The 20571-nt window shown below is 70.0% G+C and carries 3 protein-coding genes; all 3 read right to left on the minus strand.

The features are described 5' to 3' along the window. A partial coding sequence (locus B1964_RS10225; protein WP_139765695.1) for an MFS transporter occupies positions 1 to 768 on the minus strand: 768 nt, incomplete at its 3' end. Beyond that, complete coding sequence (locus B1964_RS10230) at positions 768 to 14177, minus strand: non-ribosomal peptide synthetase (protein ID WP_079929687.1); 13410 nt, start codon at positions 14175 to 14177, stop codon at positions 768 to 770. The genes B1964_RS10225 and B1964_RS10230, both read right to left, overlap by 1 nt. Beyond that, the coding region (locus B1964_RS10235; protein WP_079929688.1) for a non-ribosomal peptide synthetase at positions 14174 to 20571 on the minus strand (6398 nt) is incomplete at its 5' end. The genes B1964_RS10235 and B1964_RS10230, both read right to left, overlap by 4 nt.

A 20571-nucleotide genomic window follows, 5' to 3' on the forward strand; every position in this document is an offset into this window, starting at 1 on the left:
CCCCGCGGTGATCCCCCGCCGGGTGCGCAGGAACCGCCACAGGGACGGTGTCGTGGCGGCGGTGGTTTCGACGGTCGTCGTGTCGTCCGGGGTGCGGTCGCCGGGCTCCTCGTCGGCGCGCTCCGATCGGTCGCCGAGAATCGCCGCATCCGGTGGGAGACTCGGCAATCCGAGAAGGATGAGCACCGCCACCGTGGCCACCACCGCGGCGGTGACGTAGGCCCACTGCACGCCGGCCGCGCCGATGATGAATCCGGCGATCCCGGGGGAGACCGCCGAGCCCAGACGAACACTGAACGCCCCGAGCGCACCGACCGAGGGGAGGTGTCTCCTGTCGATCAGCGTCGGTATGGCCGCCATCAGCGCGGCAATGGACAGTGCCCCGATGAGCCCGTCGGTCACGGCCAACACATAGAGCACCGGTAGCGCCGCAGCCTGACCGAACACGCCGAAGGCATTGGCGGCCAACCCCATGAAGGCGAGCGCGGCCGCGCTGCGCCCGACGAGGATCAGTGACCGGCGATCGAACCGGTCGGCGAGGACACCGCCGAGGGGCATGCCGAGGAACGTCGCGAGGCCGGTGACCGCGGTGGCGGTGCCGACCTGCATCGACGATCCGGTCAGGTTGTACACCTGCACCGGCACCGACACCAGCAGCATGCCGATCCCCACGAGGGAGATCAACCGGGCCACGAAGATCCGTCGGAAGGGCACGCTCACCCGTAGCGGGGTGATGTCGATGAGCACTGCTCGGACGGCTGCGGCCATCAGTTCTCTCCAGGTGTCGGGGTCGTGTCGTTCGCGGTGAGTGTCGTCAGTGCGGCGACCCACCGATCGGCCAGTGCGGCCACCGTATCGTCGTCGATCACGCCGGGCTGCGACACCCACGTGGCACTCAGTTGCGGACCGTCGGGCCCGTCGAGGGTGACCACGTTGACGATCAGGCCGTAGCCGGCGGGCATGAGCTCGCCGGGGCCGACTTCCGCCGATTCCGCGGCCATGGCCCATCCGTCGAACTCGAAGGACCGGTAGCGGCCCAGATAGTTGAATTCGATGGCGGCCGAGGGCAGATCGATACCGGCCACATGGCGCAGGAGGCCGTAGCCGATTCCGCCGTCGGGGATCTCGGCGCGGGCGGCGGCCAGCGCGCGCGCCTGTTCGGCGGCATCGGATCCGCCGCCGACGACCACGGGATGCACGGCGGTGAACCATCCGACGCTGCCGGTGAGATCGGCACCGGGTACGGCCTGTTCCTCGCGGCCGTGCCCCTCGAGGTCGACGAGTGTAGGCGCGGGTAGTGCGGCGCCCAATGCGCCGAGCAACACGTCGTCGACACCCACCCGCAGCCGTGCCGGCAACGGACCCAGGACGGCTTGCGCGACCGGCGTGTCGACGGTGACCCGATGCCGGTGGGCGTGGGCCTCGCGATCGGTGTCCGGGGCCGGTGGCCGCGAGAACACCGTCGCGGTCGCCGAGGCGGTGAGCCGTTGCCACAGGGGGAGTTCGTCGCGGCGATCGGCCGCCACGAGTTCGGTTGCCCAACCGGCGAATCCGGCCGGAACGGGGCCGAGGGAGACCGGCTCACCGGCGACGATCTGGGTGTAGGCGGCGATCAGTTCGGGGACGACCACACGCCACGAGACGCCGTCGACGACGAGATGGTGGATCTGCAGGAGCAGACGTCCGGGCTCGTCTTCGAAGTCCAGCCACACCGCCGACATCATCACCCCGGCCGCCGGGTCGAGGTGCTCGCGTGCCCGCTGCGCCACCGCCGTGACATCGCGGTCGGTCTCCCGGCGCACCGGGACGGGTGCCGAATCTGCGGGAATGTCGAAACGCCAGGGGTTTTCGTCGGCGACGAGTCGTGCCCGCAGCATCGCGTGCCGCGTCGTGAGTGCCGCCAGAGCGCCGGAGAGGGCATCCACATCGAGTCCGGCGGGCACGGTGAGCAATGCCGACTGATGGAATCCGGTGACGAGCCGGGCATCGGATCCGGCGAGCGACTGCAGCCAGCGCACGATCGGGGTGGCCGGGACCGGGCCCGACTCGAGACGCGGCAGAGCCGCGGCTTCGGTGGCCTGCCCCGCCACGGGGACGCGCAGGCGTGCGGCGAGTTCGGCCGGGGTGCGATGGGTCATCACATCGCGGGGGCCGACCACGAAGTTCGCTGCACGCAATCGCGCGACGAGCTGCATCGCCACGATGCTGTCACCGCCGAGTTCGGCGAAGTCGTCGTCGATCCCGATCTCGTCCGCGGCGAGATCGAGCACCTCGGCGAAGGCCTCGCAGATGCGTTGCTGCTCGGGTGTTTCCGGCGTGCGGATGACCCGATCGAACGACGGTTCCGGTAGCGATCGACGGTCGATCTTGCCGTTGCTGAGGGTGGGGAATCCCGCGCAGATGACCACGACCGTGGGCACCATATAGTCGGGTAGTGAGGACCGTAGCCGCGCGCGGATGAGGGAGGCCTCGGGTGTCCGATCCCGGGCCGGCACCACGTACCCGATCAGATGACCGCTGCGGGCCACCGCGATCGCCGCCGAGACGTCGGCATCGGCGAGCATCGCCGCCTCGACGTCGCCGAGTTCGACGCGGTGCCCGCGGATCTTCACCTGATCGTCGCCACGACCGCGATACTCGATCGCTGCCTCGCCCGGTCCGTTCGCGCCTGCGGTCGTCCAGCGCACCACGTCGCCGGTGCGATACATCCGGGTGCCGTCGCCGGCGATCGGGTCGGCGACGAACCGCTCGGCGGTCAGTTCACCACGGCCGAGGTAGCCGCGGGCCAGCCCGGCACCGGCGAGGTACAACTCGCCGTCGACGCCGTCGGCGACCGGCAGCAGATGGTCGTCGAGGATGTAGGCGCGCACCCCGTCGACCGGACGGCCGATCACCGGTCGCGGCGTGTCGGACACCCGCGCGACGAGCGCATCGACGGTGCCCTCGGTGGGACCGTAGAGGTTGTAGGCGTCGGAGTCCGGTAACGCCCGCAACGCCTCCCACTGTTCGCCGGAGATCGCTTCACCACCGAAACCGATTGCCGCCATCGATCTCTCGGCACCGCCGAGCTGCCGAAGATGTGACGGGGTGAGTTCGAGGAAGTCCCACCGCTGCTCGAGGAGGGTGGCCGCGAGAGCCTGCGCGTCGCGCTGGACCTCGGCGTCGACGATGCTCACCTCGTGCCCGTCGAGCAACCACAACTGCGGCTGCCAGGAGGCGTCGAAGGCCAGCGACCACGCATGCCCGACTCGCAGCCGCTCGCGGCCGGTGCGCGCCACCGCAGGCCGATGCAGCATCCGGCGGTGGCTGGCGAACAGGTTGCTCAACCCGCGATGGGTGATCACCACGCCCTTGGGTGTCCCGGTCGATCCGGAGGTGAAGATGTAATAGGCGGGATGCTCGGGATGCACCGGGGTGCTGCGCATTTCCGGCGCCCACGACTCCTCGTCCCCGCGGGGTGCGAGCAGATCGTCGTCGAGGCGGTCGATGACGCGTCGTGGCTGGGCGGCCTCGATCATCACCGCCACCCGGTCGTCGGGGGTGTCGGGCTCGATCGGTAGGTACGCCGCACCGGCATGGAGAACACCGAAGATCGTTTCCACCGCGGCGATCCCGCGCGGGAGCCGGACGACGACGACGTCCTCGGCGCCGATCCCGGCGCGGATCAACCGGGCGGCGATCAGGTGGACCCGGTCACGCAACTCGCCGAAGGTGCGTCGCCCGTCCGGTCCGCGCAGCGCCGGCGCCGACGGGTCGCGTTCGACCGCGGCGTCGAGCAGCACGTCGAACGTGGTCGGCTCGGGGCCGGGCCGGTAGAGCTCCCGACGTTCCCGGGACACTCGGATGTCCAACTGCCGCAACGGCGTATCGGGCCGCGCCGCCATGAACTCAAGAATCGTCACGAGCCGCTTTGCCATCGCCTCGACGGTCGGCCGGTCGAACAGGTCGGTGCTGTATTCGATGACTCCGCCCACGCGTGCCCCGGTCGATCCTGCTGTGGTCGCGTCACCCGAGGTCGAGTCCTCGGTGAAGTCGAAGGACAGATCGAACTTCGCGGTCGTCGGTGCGGGCAGCGCGGCGGAGGGATTCTGCTCCGGATCACCGCCGGGCAGCACACCGTCGACGTAGACCACCATCGTCTGGAACAGCGGGTTCATCGCGGCCGAGCGTCGTGGCACAACGGCTTCCACGACCCGTTCGAACGGGACATCACGGTTGTCGAGAGCCGCGAGGTCGGCCTCCCGCACCCGCGCGAGCAGTTCGGCGGCCGACGGATCGCCCGACAGGTCGGTGCGCAGGACGACGGTGTTGAGGAAGAACCCGACCAGAGACTCCAGACGCGTGTCCGACCGCACCGTCACCGGGGTACCGAGTGCGATGTCGTCTCCGCCGCCGAGCCGCGACAGCAACACCGCGACCGCCGTGCGCATCAGCATGAACATCGACGTCCCGGTGGCCGCGGCAAGGCGGCGCAGGTCGCCGACGAGAGCGGGACGTAGTGCGAGGAAGACCCCGTCGCCGCGCCCGGACGGTCGTGGCGGTCGGGTGTGGTCGTAGGGCAGCGCGAGTTCCTCGGGTAGCCCGTGCAGCGCCGTGCGCCAGAAGTCGAGTTGTTTCTCGCCACGCCCGCCCTCGATCAGATCTCGTTGCCACGCAGCGAAATCCGAGTACTGAATGGGCAGCGGCGGCCACTGGGGTGCGTGCCCGGCCGCTCGCGCACGATAGGCGGTGGTCAGGTCTGCGCGCAGCGGCGAAGCCGACCATTCGTCGGTCGCGATGTGGTGGATCGTCACCAGCGCCACGTCGTCGGTGGCCGCCACCCGAATGGGGATCTCGGTCGCCAGGTCGAACGCATGCGCGGCCACCCGGGCGAGATGGGTCGGGTCGGTGACGGTCTCGACGACGATCTCCGGATCGTCGAGGGCCTCGGGACGCTGGTCGGGGTAGCGGGTTCGCAGGACCTCGTGACGCGCCACCACATCGGCGACCGCTGCGCGCAACACCGTCGGATCGATGGTCTCGGCCGGGCCCGTCGGTCCGCCGGGCCGCCAGAGCATCGGCACGTTGTAGGTGCTCGTGGGTCCGGCGACGCCGTGCAGCGTGAGCATCCGCTCCTGCCCGTAGGACAGCACTGCGCGTCCACCCGCGCGGCGCCGCAGTTCCGGTGCGCGCGCGGCGGTGTCGGAGTCTGCGTCGGCGGGCAGGGCGAGGAGGTGTGCGGCAAGCCCGGCGACCGTCGGGTGATCGAAGAGTGTCCGCAACTCGAGATCGTGGCCCAGGGTGTCGCGGATCAGGTTGATGGCCCTGATCGCGAGCAGTGAATGTCCGCCGAGGGCAAAGAAATCCGCATGCACGTCGGCGACCGGGTGACCGAGCACAGCACCGAAGATCTCCGTGAGATCGGTTTCGATCGTCGAACGTGGTGCGGTGGCGCTGTGCTCGTCGACACCGCTGTTGTCGGCGGTGTCCGGCACGGGTAGCGCCGACCGATCCAGTTTGCCGGTGTGGTTGTACGGGAACGACTCACACACCACGATCGGGGTCGGGACCATGTAGGACGGCAGACGTCGCCGCATGGAACGCTCGACCGCCGACACCAGTGCGGTGTGATCGGCCAGGGATCCGGAGGAGGATGTGTCGATGACCGACGGGTCGGTGGGCACGATCCATCCGATGATGCGGTCACCGTCGACGCGAACGGCCGCGGCGGCCACCCCGTCGACGGCGCGCAGGCATGCTTCGATCTCGCCGAGTTCGACCCGGTTGCCACGGACCTTGACCTGGGTGTCGGCACGCCCGAGGTACTCGAGTTCGCCGGAGCGGCGGACGACGAGGTCGCCGGTGCGATAAAGCCGGGCACCGGGCACGTCGCCGGTGGGATCGGCGACGTAGGCCGCCGCGGTCAGGTCGGGCCGGCCGAGATAGCCGCGGGTCACCGGGATCCCGCGGACATACAGTTCCCCGGTCACGCCGTCGGGAACGCGCCGCAGCGACTCGTCGAGGACGAGCAACTCGGTGCCGGCAACGGGCCGGCCGATCGGCACCGTCGGGCCCGTGACGGTCGGGTTGGCGAGCCGGTCGGTCACGACGACGGTGGTCTCGGTCGGGCCGTAGGCATTGATCAGCGACACCCCGGGTGCCGCAGCGCCCACCCGTCGGGCCAGCGCGGCCGGCAGGGCCTCACCGCCGGCAATGATGTGGCGCAGGCTCGGTAGTCCGGCGAGGTGGTCCACGAACAACTCGAGCAGCGAGGGAACGAAAACCGTGGTGGTGACGGCGTACTCGCCGATGAGTCGGGCCAAGTGTCGTGGATCCCGGTGGTCGCCGTCGGCGGCGACGACCACGGTGGCACCGGTGACGAAGGGCAACAACAACTCCCACACCGCGCCGTCGAAGCCGACGGGTGTCTTCGCGAGGACCACATCGCCGGCACCGAGGCGACCGGGAATGGTGTCGCGCCGCCAGCGCAACACATTGACCACGTTGCGGTGGCTGACGACGACACCCTTGGGTGTGCCGGTCGAGCCGGAGGTGTAGATGACGTAGGCCGCATCGTCGGGTCGTGCCGTGCGACGCAGGACACCGGCGGCACCCGGGGTGCCCGGGTCGATTGGCGATCCGCCGGCCCCGAGGAGGATCGTCGGGATCCCGGGCGCCGCCGCCCGGGCGATGGACGCGGTGACGGTGTCGGCGAGTACCGCGACGGGCCGGGCGGCGCCGAGGATGGTGGAGACACGTTCGGTGGGAACGTCCGCGTCGATCGGCAGATAGGCTGCGCCACTATGCAACACGCCCTGGAGGGCGACGAGCTGCGCCGCACCACGGGACATGAGGACGGCGACCACCGGATCGGCGGTGCCGGCGAGGTGTTCATCGAGCCGATCCGCGATCCGCAGTGCGGTGGTGCGGGTGTCGGCATAGGTGAGCGCAATGCCGCTCACGTCACGGACGGCGAGGACATCGCCGTGGGTCCCGGCGTATTCGTCGAGCAGATCGACCACGGTCGTGGAATCGTCGGCCGTGCCGCGCGGACCCCGTTCCTCGGTGCGTAGACGCGCGATCTCGGCGTCGTCGAGCAGGACGATGTCACTCACCGGGACGTCGGGATCGTCACCGACCGTGGCGAGTACGCGCATCAGGCCGCGCAGCAGGGTACGTGCCGTCGACGGATCGAACTGTGCGGTCGCGTACTCGAGCGCGACGCTCAACTCACCGGAGTGCGTGAGGTCGACGACGGTGAAGCCGAGGTCGAACTTCGCGGACTCGGCGACCAACGGCATGAATGTGGCCCTGACGCCGAGGAAGCTCTGCGGAACCGCGTCGAGCGGCAGATACGAGACACTGACCTGAAACAGCGGATTACGGCCCGACTCGCGGCGCGGTGTCAGCCGTTCGACGATGCGTTGGAACGGCACGTCCTGGTGGTCGAAGGCCGCGAGATCGGCCGTGCGCACCCGCTCGACGAGTTCACCGAAACGAGGTCGGCCACTCACGTCGGTGCGCAGCACCTGCGTGTCGACGAAGAACCCGACGAGATCGTCGAGTGCCGGGTCGTTGCGTCCGGAAATGGGGCTGCCGAGCGGGATGTCGTCGCCGGCACCCACCCGATGCAACAGAGCCGCAACCGCGGCCTGCACCACCATGAACATGCTGGCGCCCCGCGCCGAGGCGAGTGCGGCCAGGCGGGCCCGGGTCGCCGCGTCCACGATCGCGGTCTCGGTGGCCGCGGGTCCCGCCACACCCGGTCGCCGCGCGTGATCACGCGGCAGTGGCAATTCGTCGGGCAGATCGGCGAGCGTCGAGGCCCAGAAGTCGAGTTGCTCATCACCACGCTCGATGAGCCGATCCCGTTGCCAGAGCGCGTAATCGGCGTACTGGACCGGCAGCGGAGCGAAGTCGGGTGCGGTACCCGCCGCCCGCGCGAGATATGCGGCGGTCAGATCGGTGAGCATCGGCCGGTCCGACCATTCGTCGGTCGCGATGTGATGTGCGGCGATCGTGAGCACACCGGCGAGAGTGCCGGTGGCAGAAGGTTTCTCCAGCAGATCCAGACGGAACCGGATCGGGGGAGCGGTACGCAGGTCGAACGGGCGGGTCAGCGTCTCGCGGGCCCGTTCACCGAGCACCGCCTCCGGGTCGTCGACGTCGTCGAGCGTGTGCACCTCGACCAGCGTCCGTGCGCCGATCATCTCGGAGATCTGCTCGACCGGCAGGATCGATTGGTGCGCGACGAGATCGGCGGCGCTGCCGGTGGTGTCGGTTCCGTCGCCTCCGTCGACGACGACGGTACGCAGGCTCTCGTGGCGGATCAGCAGGTCGGCCACCGCGGCCCGCAGGGCGTCGGGGTCGATCGGCTGGTGCAGGCGGATCACGTGACCGTAATGGTAGGAGGTGTCGTCGGGATCGAGGCGATAGAGCACCCACAGCCGTTCCTGCGCCGGGGACAACGGGATCCGATCCGGGCGGGGCCCGACGACGATGTCGGTACGCGATCCGGTGAAGTGCACCCGGGCGGCGATCTCGGCGGGAGTCCGAGCCTCGAACAGATCGCGGATGGTGATCTCGGCGCCGAGCTCGCCACGCAACGCCGACACCAGTTTCATCGCGGCCATCGAATGTCCGCCGAGTTCGAAGAAATCGTCGTCGACACCCACCACCGGATCGGCGGTATCGGCGGCGGCTTCGCGTGTATCGATGGCGGCTTCGCCGCGAAGCCCGAGGACCTCGGCGAACATCGCACACAGCCGACGCTCGAGGTCGGTGCGCGGGGCCCGCCGGGTGGTGGCCGGCGCCGGCTGCGGCAGCGCCTTCACGTCGAGTTTGCCGTTGACCGTCATCGGGAATCCGGCCACCGACGCGAACAGCGTCGGCACCATGTAGTCCGGCAACGTCGCGGCGAGGCGCCTGCGCACATCGGCGACGTCGACACCGAGCTCCGGATCCGCCGGAATCAGGTAGGCCACAAGGCGTTTGACGCCCGGTGCGCTGGGGTCCTCGGCGGCGACGACAGCCGATCCGGCGACGTCGTCGAGTGCGGTGAGCGCGGCATCGATCTCGGCCAGCTCCACGCGGTGGCCGCGGACCTTCACCTGATCGTCGGTCCGACCGAGGAAGTCGAGGTTGCCGTCGGCGCGCATCCGCATCAGATCCCCGGTGCGGTACAGGCGCCCGCCGGTGCCGAACGGGTCGGCAACGAACCGCTCGGCCGTCAGATCCGGCCGCCCGAGGTAGCCGCGCGCCAGGCCGGCACCGCTGATGTACAACTCGCCGGCAACCCCGGCCGGAACGGGACGCAGCCACCCGTCGAGCAGGTGCGCACGGGTGTTCCAGATCGGTGTGCCCACCGACGAGGTGTCGGACTCGTCGGTGCCGATGCCGAGTGTGTTGATCGTGTACTCGGTCGGCCCGTACAGGTTGTAGCCGAAGGTCTTTGGGTGTTCGCGCAAAGCCGTCCACACGGGATCGCCGACGGCTTCGCCACCGAGCAGCACCAGCGGTGGCACGTGCGTGTCCTCGTCGAGGAGACCGTCGGCGAACAACTGTGCCGCGTAGGTGGGGGTCACGTTGATGACGTCGATGCGATGCCGTGCACAGTAGGCGACGAGCGCGGCGGAGTCGCGACGCAGATCCTCGTCGCAGACGTGCACCTCGTGGCCCTCGACGAGCCAGAGCAATTCCTCCCACGACATGTCGAAGGCGAAGGACACGGTGTGCGCGATCCGTAGCCGCCCCTGCACACCGGCGGCGCGGGCCACCGCGATCGCCGGCTCGAACACCTTCTCCCGGTGGTTCAACTGCATGTTGGTCAGGCCACGGTAGGGGGTCACCACACCCTTGGGGCGTCCGGTCGACCCCGATGTGTAGATCACGTAGGCCGGCCAGTCCGGGTCGACCCGCGGGACCGGCCAGGTGGGGCCCGCGGTCTCGGGGAGATCATCGATCACCAGCGTCGGTACCGCCACGCCGGCGAAACGCGCAACGACGCGACTGTGCGACAGGATGATCCGCGGTTCGGCGTCGGCGAGGATGCCGTGCAGCCGGTCATCGGGATGATCGAGTTCCAGCGGGAGGTACGCGGCGCCGGCCCGCAGGATCGCGAAGAGCGCCACCACCGTGTCGATACTGCGCGGAACCGCAAGCGCGACAATGCTCTCCGCGCCGATGCCGTGGTCGTACAACACGTGGGCCACCCGATCGATGTGGGTGTCGAGGTCGGCGTAGGTCATCCGGAGAGTGCCGAAGACGAGGGCCTCGGCGTCGGGGATCGACGCGGCCCGCTCGGCCAGCAGGTTGGAGACCGTGAGATCGGGCAGTGGGTGGATCGGGCCGTCCAGGCCGACGTCTCCGGGGAGGTCGAGGTCGACCGAGCCCACCGGGTCGGTGAGGTGATTGCCAAGGATCGCCAGTGCCCGCCGGAACCGGATGAACAGCGCCGTCGCGGTCTGCTCGGAGACCAGATCGTCGCGGTACTCGAGCCGGAAACGGATGTCGGCCGACGGGGTGACCACCACGGCGACCGGATAGTGGGTGTGATCGAGGCTGCCCTCACCGATCACGTCGTGCAGCGCCGCCTGTTCGCGTTCCTCGTCGTCGGTACGGAAGTTCTGCAGCACGTAGAGGACGTCGAAGAGCACCGGGTGCCCGGTCTCCTGCTGCAGCCGCGCCAGACCGATGTGGTCGTGCGCCATCATCTCGACCCGCTCGGCCTGCATCCGCCGCAACAGTTGACCGACGGTCTCGTCGGGCCGCAGTAGCGTGCGCACCGGCACCGTGTTGAGGAACAGACCGATCACGGTGTCGATCCCGTCGACCTCGGTGGGACGCCCGGCGACCGTCGAACCGAAGGCGACATCGCTGCGTCCGAGCTGCCGCGACAACGTGAGATTGAGTGCGGCGGTGATGATCGTGTTCAGGGTGACACCGGCCGAGCGTGCGTCGTCGCGCAGCCGTGCCGACAGATCGGCACCGAGCTCGACGTCGAGGCGTCGGGGCGCGCGAGGAGTGGAGCCGGCCGCGCGGGGCGCGATCAGCGCGGGTTCGTCATAGCCGGAGAGGTGGTCGGTCCAGGCCGTGATCGACGCATCGTCGGACCCGTTGGCCGCCAGCCACACCAGATAGTCCCGCAGTGATGCCTCTCGCGCCGGCACCGGGGTGTGATGGAGATGAGCGAGCAACCGCGAGACGAACAGTCCACCGGACCAGCCGTCCCACAACAGGAATCGCCGGTTCACCACCAGTCGATCGCGGCCCCCGGGTAGGTGGATCAGACGCATCCGCCACAGGGGAGCGCGGTCGAGTCGAAAGCTCGTTGCGCGGTCCTCGGCGAGGATTCGTTCGACGCGCTCGCTCAGGTCGGGGTTGGTGGCGTCGGACAGATCGATCTCGGCGACGTCGGGTCGTACGTCGGCGGCGATGATCTGTACGGGCCGCCCGTCATGCTCGACGAAGGCGGCGCGCAACTCCGGATTTCCATGCAGGAGTGCATATGTCGCGTCGGTGAGCGCCACCGGGTCGATGCGATGGCCGAAGTCGAGCCAGAACTGGGCGGTGTAGATGTCGGCGTCGGCATCCATCTGCGCCTGGTAGTAGAGACCTTCCTGCAGCGGCGTCAGCGGCCACACGTCGGCGATCTCGCCGTGCACGGCGGTCAACGCAGCCAGCTCGTCGGGGTCGAGGACCACGAGATGCTGCGAAGCCGCCCGGGCGACGGCGTCGATGAGGGCGTCGGCCAGGGCCTCGGCGTCGGCGACCAGTCCCGGATCGACCTCGACGATCAGGGTCCGCACCCCCTCCGATTCGACCCCCTCTGCGACGACCCCCTCTGCGACGACCCTGACCCGGACCGGGTGATCGGTCGGCAGACCGTAATCCCCGACGAGCACCGTGGGTTCGGCGATCTCGCCGGTCGCCCCCGCGGCCGTGAACGCGGCGCCGACCTGCGGAGACAGGTGGCGCAAGAGGTCGAGCGCCGGACCGGGCACGGGTGTCGTGCTGCCGTCGGCGAGGTCGATGCGCATAGGGGTGAGCCCCTGGAACGGGCCGGTGGTGCGTTCGGCGCCGGCCGGCCGGAGGTCGGTGACGACGTCGACGAGCAGATGAGTGCCGACGCGTGTGCCGTAGACCGCGCGCACCGCCTCGGCGACCGCCGACAGCAGTTGCCGGGTGGTGGGTGCCGTGGCAGCCGGAATCGTGCGGCGGCAGACGGGTTCGGGTATCACGGCTTCGGTCGGCGTGGCGCCGTCGTGAGGAGCGGGGAGAGCCGCTCCCGGTGCGAGGATCTCCATCCATCGGGGCAGGGCCGAGGTGTCGGTCGCCGCCGCGGTCAGTTCGGCGACGGCCCGACCGAGGGACATCGGGACCGGGTCGACATCGGGTTCTCGCCCGGCGGCGACGTCGGCGAGGGCATCGAGGAGGTCGGCCCGCAGGATCGACCGTGACGCCGGGTCGACGACCGCCGAATCGAGGACCACCGTGAGGGTGTCGCCGTGCTCACCGAGGATCGCGTATGGCGGCTCCGGCTGCTGCGTCGTGGTCGCGCCCGGGATGTCGACGAGCCGGATCGCTGCGGTGTCGGTGGGCGCGGTGCTCAGTGTCCAGAGGATCGGCACCGGGCGGGAGAGGGTGGTGCGCAGCGCATCGTGACGTGCCGACAGACGGCCGAGAATCCCCTCGATCGTCTCGGCGGTCGTCTGCGGCGCCACCGACACGTGAATCCGGCTCGGCGGCAGCTCTTCCGGATCGTCACCACCTGCCCGGAGCCGCAGCAGGGCGGGCGTCACCGCGGCCGACGGCATCGCCTCGTCCTGGCGGACGGGGTCGGCGCCGTCGAGGTGGACGAGCCGGTCTCCGGGGCGGTCGGCGAGGCGGGGGAGGAATTCGTCGAAGGCGGCGGCGAGAGTGCGTGCGTCCTCGGCTGCCCCGTCGACCGCGCGGATGACCACCTCGGCGGGAAGACCCCGGCGGCGCAACTGTATCTGGATCTCCACGTCGGAGACCGGTCCCGACGCCAGGGCGTGGACGACCATCGGTTCACCGCCCATGGTCTGGGTGGTGGTGTGCGACATGACATTCACGCCCAGACCGAACATGCGATACGGGCCGGTCGATTCGGCGGGGTTTGTCGATGTGGCGGCAGCGGCGGCGAGCGCGCGACCGAGATCCTCACCGCGGAATCGGCTGTGCGGCAGGAGCGAGAACAGGGCACGGTCGACCTGTCGGGCGAGGTCGGTGAGACGATCGCGATCGGATGCCTGCACCCGCAGCGGCAGGACACTGGTCACCATCGACGGGGTCGTCCGGATCCGGCGGTCCACCCGGCCACTGACCGGTAGTGCGAACACCAGGTCGTCCTTGCCGGTGCGGGTGTGGGCGAAGGCGGCGACCGCGGCGATCAGCATGATCGTCGGCCGGACCCCGGCGCGCGTGGCCGATTCCCGGAGCACCGACAGACGTTCGACATCGATCTCGAAACGTGCGTGTGCGCGTCCGACGCCCGGCGCCACCTCACCCTCGAGCAGCCGAACCGGGTCGGGCCGGTCCGCCATCATCGTGGTCCAATGCCGTCGATCCGCCTCGAATTCCGGGCCGGTGCGATAGGCCTGCTCGGACTCGATGACCTCGCGCAATGTCCAGCCCGCGGCCGGGGTGGCGCCCTCGTACGCCGAGCGCACGGCCTCGCAGAAGGCGACCAGACCCATCCCGTCGCAGACGAGGTGATGGACCTTCAGATAGATGTACACCGGTGTCGGCGCGCCGGCAGCGCGCCCGCCCACCCGGAGCAGACTGCACTCGGTCAACGGGCCCGCATGAATGTCCATGGGCCGCGCCATGTCCGCGGCCATCCACTGATGGGCGTCGTGGCCGCGCAGGTCGACGATGGGCACATCGAAGTCCTCGATCGGCAGGACGCGCTGACCGAGTTCGCCGTCGAGTTCGGTGAACACCGCGCGCATCGCCTCGGCCCGATCGATGGTGGCCAGGACCGCCGCGCGGAGACGTTCGAGATCCAACGACGCCGTGGCCTCGATGTAGAGCCCGGTGTTGTAGAGCGCGGGGTCGGCGGCCACCTGCAGCCCGAAGTAGATGTCGCGCTGTCCGGCGAGCACGGGCACCACCGGTTCGCCCGCACCGGTTCCGGGGGCTGACGCGGATGCGGACGGTTGGGTCGTCGAGGTCACGTGGGAACTCCGGAATCGTCGAATGTGGACTCATCACGTGCGGACAGGGCGGCCAGGGTGGACAACGCATCCGCCCATGCCACGCCCAATCGCGTCACCGCGTCGTCGCTCAGAAAGTGCTGCAGGTAGCCGAAGGTCGCCGAGAGAACGGGCCCGTGCGCCTCGTCCCGGCACACCACGTCGATCTCGAGCAGATGATCGCAGCCGAGATCGGGGTCGGGCAGCGCCCGCAACGACGACGACTCGGCCGATGGCTGCCACGCGCCACCGCTGCCCACGGTGAATCGGCCCAGATAGTTCAGCAACACCGAGGCCTTCGGCATCGTCGCCAACGCCGCCGAGGTCTGCGGGTTGAGGTGACGCAGCATCCCGTATCCTGCTCCGGCGCAGGGCGTTTCGTGCCATTGCCGGTCGGCGTCACGGACCGCGTCCAGCGGGTCCGCGTCGTCGTCGGCGGGTCCGGACAGACGCACGGGTGCCATGGTGGTGAACCACCCGACGGTGTGTGAGAGATCCATGGCCCCCAGGCCGGCCGCCTCGGTATCGCGGCCGTGACGCTCGGTGTCGACGATCAGATCGGCGGTGCGCAGGACCGCCGAGGCGGCGATTCGCAACGCGCCCAGGAAGATCGATGTCACCCCGACATCGAATGCGGCAGGCGCGTCGGTCACCAGCGCCCGCGAGGTCGCCACGTCGAGGGTGACCACATGACGACGCTGATCGCCGACCACCCCAACGCCCGCGGGTACACCGGGCAGCAGGTCGCCGCCGGGTGCGAGAACCCGAACCCAGTGGTCGAGTTCGCCGAGCAGCTCCGGTGCGCCCGCGCGAGCCGCCACCGCCGCGGCGTGGTCGGCGATGGTCGCATCGGAGCCCGCGGGCAGTCTGCCGTCGGTGTGGAAGGCCACCAGGTCGTCGATGAGGATGCGCCGCGACACCCCGTCGACGGCGAGGTGATGGATCACCAGCACGAGCCGACCGGCATCCGCGTCGGTCGCCGGCCGCAGATGGGCGGCGGCGACCATACGTCCCTGCGTCGGTGCCAGGCGTGCGGCCGCGGCGTCGGAGGCGACGGTGACGGTGTCGGCGACACTTCCGTGGGCATCGATCGGCATCTCGACGAGAATCTCGGCCGCGGGGACCGATCCGGGTGGCGACACCGTCAGGCCCCACACCCCGGCGGTCACAGACAGGGTCATGCGCAACGCATCGTGATGATCGAGAAGCGCTTGGAGTGCGGCGGTGAGGGATTCGGTGTCGGCATCCGGTGGGGTGTCGATCACGAGCGACTGGTTCACGCGGTCCACGGTGCCGCCGAGCTCGCGCAGGCGGTGCATGATCGGCAACAGGGCGACGGGCGTGGGGGCCGAGTGCGGGGCAGCCGTGTCGTTCGGCGCACCGTCGTTCGGCGCACCGTCAGCGGGCGCGACGATCGGTTCGGCAACGCCGGCGAGACCGGCGACGGTTCGGTGCGCGAACACCTCGCGCGGCGTGATCCGCAGGCCTCGGCGTCGAGCCCGGTTGACGATCGTGGTGGACAGGATGGAGTCACCACCGAGGGCGAAGAAGTCGTCGTCGACGCCGATCGACGTGGGGTCGAGCCGCAGCGTCTCGGCGAAGATCTCCTGGATCATCCGTTCGGCGTCGGTGATGGGCTCACGGCCCGCACCCGACTCGGCCGGGGGTTCGGGATCGGGGAGTGCCGACGTATCGGTCTTACCGTTGGTGGTCAACGGGATCCGGTCGAGCAGGGTGATCGCGGCGGGCACCAGGTGCTCGGGCAACCGCTGGGCGAGTGCAGCCCGGACGGCGTCGGCGGTCAACTCGGCACCGGCCGGATCATGGCCTGCGGGAACGACGTAGGCGAGCAGCCGGGGATCACCACCGGGGCCGGGACGGGCGATGGTGACCGCATCGGCGACTCCGCGCAGCGAGCCGATCGCTGCGGTCACCTCGCCGAGTTCGATGCGGTAGCCGCGGATCTTGACCTGCAGATCGCTGCGGCCGACGTAGTGCAGCTCACCGGTCGCGGTGCGGCGGAACAGGTCACCGGTGCGATAGACGAGCCCGCCCGGGCTCGTCGGGTCGGCGACGAATCGGGTGGCGCACAATGCCGGCCGGTGCAGGTAACCGGCGGCGACCTGCGGGCCGGCCAGATACAGCTCGCCGACCACGCCGACGGGGACCGGGCGCAGGTGCCGGTCGAGTAATCGCCCGGTGAATCCGGGGAGCAGCGCACCGACGTCGCTGCCGGTGGCGTGAGCGGCTGCGGCGGCGTCGATCTCGCGGTGGGTGGCGTGCACGGTGATCTCGGTGATGCCGTACATGTTCACCGCCCGGACCCTCGGGTGACGGCGCAGGAAGCCGGTGAGCCGTCGGGGGTCGAGGGCTTCGCCGCCGAACACGAGATACCGTAGCGACGCCAACGAGGTGGGGCCGGAAGTATTGTCGTACAACGATTCACCGGTCTCGGCCGACGACACCGTGGCATCGAGAGCGGCGAACGCCGACGGCGTCTGATTGAGCACGGTGACGCCCTCGCGGGTGATCAGTGCGGCGAGATCGGCGGGGGACCGGGTGGTGTCCCGATCGGCGATCACCAGCCGGGCGCCGGTCGACAACGCGCCCCACATCTCCCACACGGAGAAGTCGAATGCGTAGGAGTGGAACAGCATCCAGACGTCGTCGGCGTCGACGTCGAAGAGGCCCCGGGTGTTCGCGAGCAGCGCGCAGACGTTGCCGTGGGTCACCTGGACGCCCTTGGGGCGCCCGGTCGATCCGGAGGTGAAGATCACATATGCCGTGTGCCGGGCGCCGATCGTGATCTCGGACCCCCCGGCCGGCGGGCCGTCCGAGCCGGCGCGGCTCAGGTAATCGGCGTCGACGGTGAGCACCGGTCGGGCGTCGTCGAGGATCGTCTCGATCCGCTCGGCCGGGTAGGCGTGATCGATGGGGACGTAGGCCGCTCCGGCGCGCAGCACGGCGAGAACCGCGATCACCTGATCGGCACCGCGGGGCAGCACCAGTGCCACCAGGTCGCCCACCGTGACGCCGTCGGCGACCAGCTGCGACGCGAGTTGCGCACTACGGGAGTCGATCTCGCGGTAGGTCAGGGCGGCTGTGCCGTCGGTGATCGCGACCCGGTCGGGGTGTCGTGACACGGTCGAGGTGAACACCTCGACCAGCGTCGACGGACCGCGGGTGGCCTCGGTGGCGCCTCGGTTCTCGTCCGGAACCCCTACTGACGCAAGCGCATGGACCGCATCGGGCATGACGAGCCCGGCCAGCCGCCGGTCGGGGTCGGTGGCCAGCACGTCGAGCACGGCGACGGCGCGATCGGCGAGCCGATGTGCGGTGTCGTCGTCGAACAGATCGGTCGCGTACTCGAGCCGCAGTCGCAGTCCACTGCCGTCGCCGGTGTCGGGCAGCCCCACGAACTCGTAGGTGAGATCGAACTTGGCCGTCCGGGTGGGCGGGAACAGCGGGGTGGCCTCGAGTCCGGGGAACTGCGGGGACACGATGGGATCGCGGTACTGCACCATGGTCTGGAACAGCGGGTGCCGGGCCAGCGATCGGGTCGGTGCGAGCGCGGCGACGAGCTGCTCGAACGGCAGATCGGCGTGCGCGTACGCGTCGAGATCGGCGCTGCGGACACGTGTGAGTACCTGTGCCAGAGTGGGATTCCCGCGCAGGTCGGTGCGCAGGGCGAGCGTGTTGACGAACATCCCGATCAGGTCTTCGGCGGCGGCGTCACCGCGGCCGGCGATCGGGGTGCCGACCACGATGTCGTCACCGGCACCAGAGGCGGCGAGGCTCAGCGCGACCGCGGCGTGGACCACCATGAAGCGCGACGTACCCGTTGCCGCTGGGAGACGGTCGAGGGCACGGCAGACACCGAGCGGGAGCGTGCGATGAACCTCGGCGCCGCGATGGGACGGTTCGACCGGCCGGGCGCGATCGACCGGTAGTGCGATCTCGTCGGGTATCCCGTCGAGTGTCTCCCGCCAGTACGAGAGTTGCTCGGCGGCGAGCGAATGCGGATCGGACTCGTCACCGAGCCGCGCCAGCTGCCAGATCGTGTGATCGACGAATTGGACCGCCGGAGCGGCGGGAACCCGATCATCTCGGTGCTCGACGACGGCGCGATACCCGGCAGCGAGTTCGTCGAACAGTCGTCCCGCCGACCACTCGTCCGCGGCGATGTGATGCACCGTGATCAGCAACACCGACGATGTCGCCGACAGGGCGATCAGGTCGGCGCGCAGGACCCGGTCGCGGGCGAGATCGAACGGTCGTGCGATGAGCGCGGCCATGGTTCTGTCGAGGTCGGTGGTGTCGTGCTCGGTGGTCCCCGGGCCGTGCTCGTCGAGGCGGTGCTCGTCGAGTGTCGTCGCCACCGCATCCGGGGCATCGATGACGGGATGGCCGTTGACGATGCGGGTTCGCAACACCTCGTGGCGGGTGACGATGCCGTGTAGGGAGTCCCGCAGGGCGCCGGCATCGATCGCGGTGCCGGCGTGGGCGTCGAGCCGGACGGCGAAGGCCACCGTGTAGGCGGAATCGTCGACTCCGGCCTGGAACAAGAGCCGTTGTTGAGCCGGCGACAACGGCAGCGGATCGGGGCGCTCTGCGGCGCGGGGCCCGGACCCGCCGGTGGTGTCGTCTGCATCCGTGGCGTCGCGGCCGTCGGCAAGTGGGAGCAACCCCGCCAGATCGGCGAGTACCGGGTTGTCGAAGACGTCGGCGACCTGCAGTGCCCGGCCGGTGGCGACGCGCAGCCGGGTCACCATCCTCGTCGCCGACAGTGAGTGGCCGCCGAGATCGAAGAAGTTCGCATCGACGACCGGTTCATCGATGCCGAGGACGTCCGCGGCCGCGGCGACCACGAGTCGTTCGTTGTCGGTCCGGGGCTCCCGGCCGCCGGTGCTCGCAGCGTGGTCCTCGGGGGCGATGAGTGCCCGGCGATCCACCTTGCCGCCGGGGGTGAGCGGCAACTCGTCGAGCACGGTGATCGTCGACGGCACCATCGCCGCGGGTAGGGCCTGACCCACCGACGCGGTGACCGACTGCGGTGACACGGTCCCGGAGACGAACGCGTGGATTCGGTGGTGGCCGTCGCGAGTTCCGGTGGTGGTCACCGCGGCCTGCGCCACGCCGTGCACGGCGGTCAGTGCGGCTTCGACCTCGCCGAGTTCGACTCGCACACCGCGGATCTTGACCTGTGCGTCGCGGCGTCCGAGCAGGCGCAGTCGCCCGGCGGTGTCGATCAGCCCTCGGTCACCGGTCCGATACATCCGTGCACCACCGGTGACGTCGGCGACGAAATGGGTGGCCGTCCACTCGGGATGCGCGCGATAGCCGCGTCCGAGTTGTCCGGCGCCGGGCCGTATTTCGGACACATACACCTCGCCCGCGGTGCCTGCCGGTACCGGACGCAGCAGGTGATCGAGTACGACGATGCGCGTGCCCGGCACCGGTGTTCCGACGTGGATCGCGCCACCGTGGTCGCCTGTGATCGCGCCCGTCGTGACATCGCCGGCGACCTCGGAGGAACCGTAGGAGTTGATGACCTCACCGGCATGTGGGGTGAGCGCAGCCGCGACGGCCGGGGGCAACTGTTCACCGGAAACGATCCACCGATCGAGATCCGGTGCACGACCGTCCTCGACGATGGTGTGCGCGAGTGACGGCACGGCGGTGATCTGCCGGACGCCGTGGGCGGCAGCGAGTTCGGCGAGTCGGCCGGCGTCACGGAGTTCGGCGTCGGAGGCGAGGACGACGGTGGCCCCGGCCGACAACGCGCCGAGGAGTTCGGTGGTTCCGTCGATGAAGGCGATCGAACTCTTCGCCAGGACCACCGGGGTTTCCCAGTCGGTGGCGGCCCAGGAGAGCCGGCGAGCCAGGGCGCCTGCGGTGCCGATGACTGCCTTCGGTGTACCGGTGGACCCGGAGGTGTAGACCAGGTAGGCGGCCGAATCCGGATGCGGCGATACCGGTTCGGTGTCGGACACGGTGTCGGCGGCGAGCTCAGCGCGGGTCAGTTCGGTCCGGGTCAGCTCGGCGTGGGTCAGCTCGGTGCAGGTCAGTTCGGCGGCGAATGCGTCGTCGACGACGAGGTCCGGGCGCGCGTCGGTGAGCATGAACTCCACCCGGGCCCTCGGGTAGGCGGGATCGATCGGTAGGTAGGCGGCGCCGACCCGGAGCACGGCGAGCAGCACGGCGACCATGCCCGGCGTGCGGTGCGTGTGGATCGCGACGATCGACTCGGTGCCGATACCCCGCGCCCGCAGCGCGGCGGCGGCGCATGCCGCGGCGCGGTCGAGGTCGCGGCGTGAGACGCTGACCTCGCCGGCGAGGAGAGCAACCGCGTCACCCTGTCCGGCGGCGAGGTGTG

The organism is Gordonia sp. i37 (assembly GCF_002043085.1).
GTDB lineage: Bacteria > Actinomycetota > Actinomycetes > Mycobacteriales > Mycobacteriaceae > Gordonia > Gordonia polyisoprenivorans.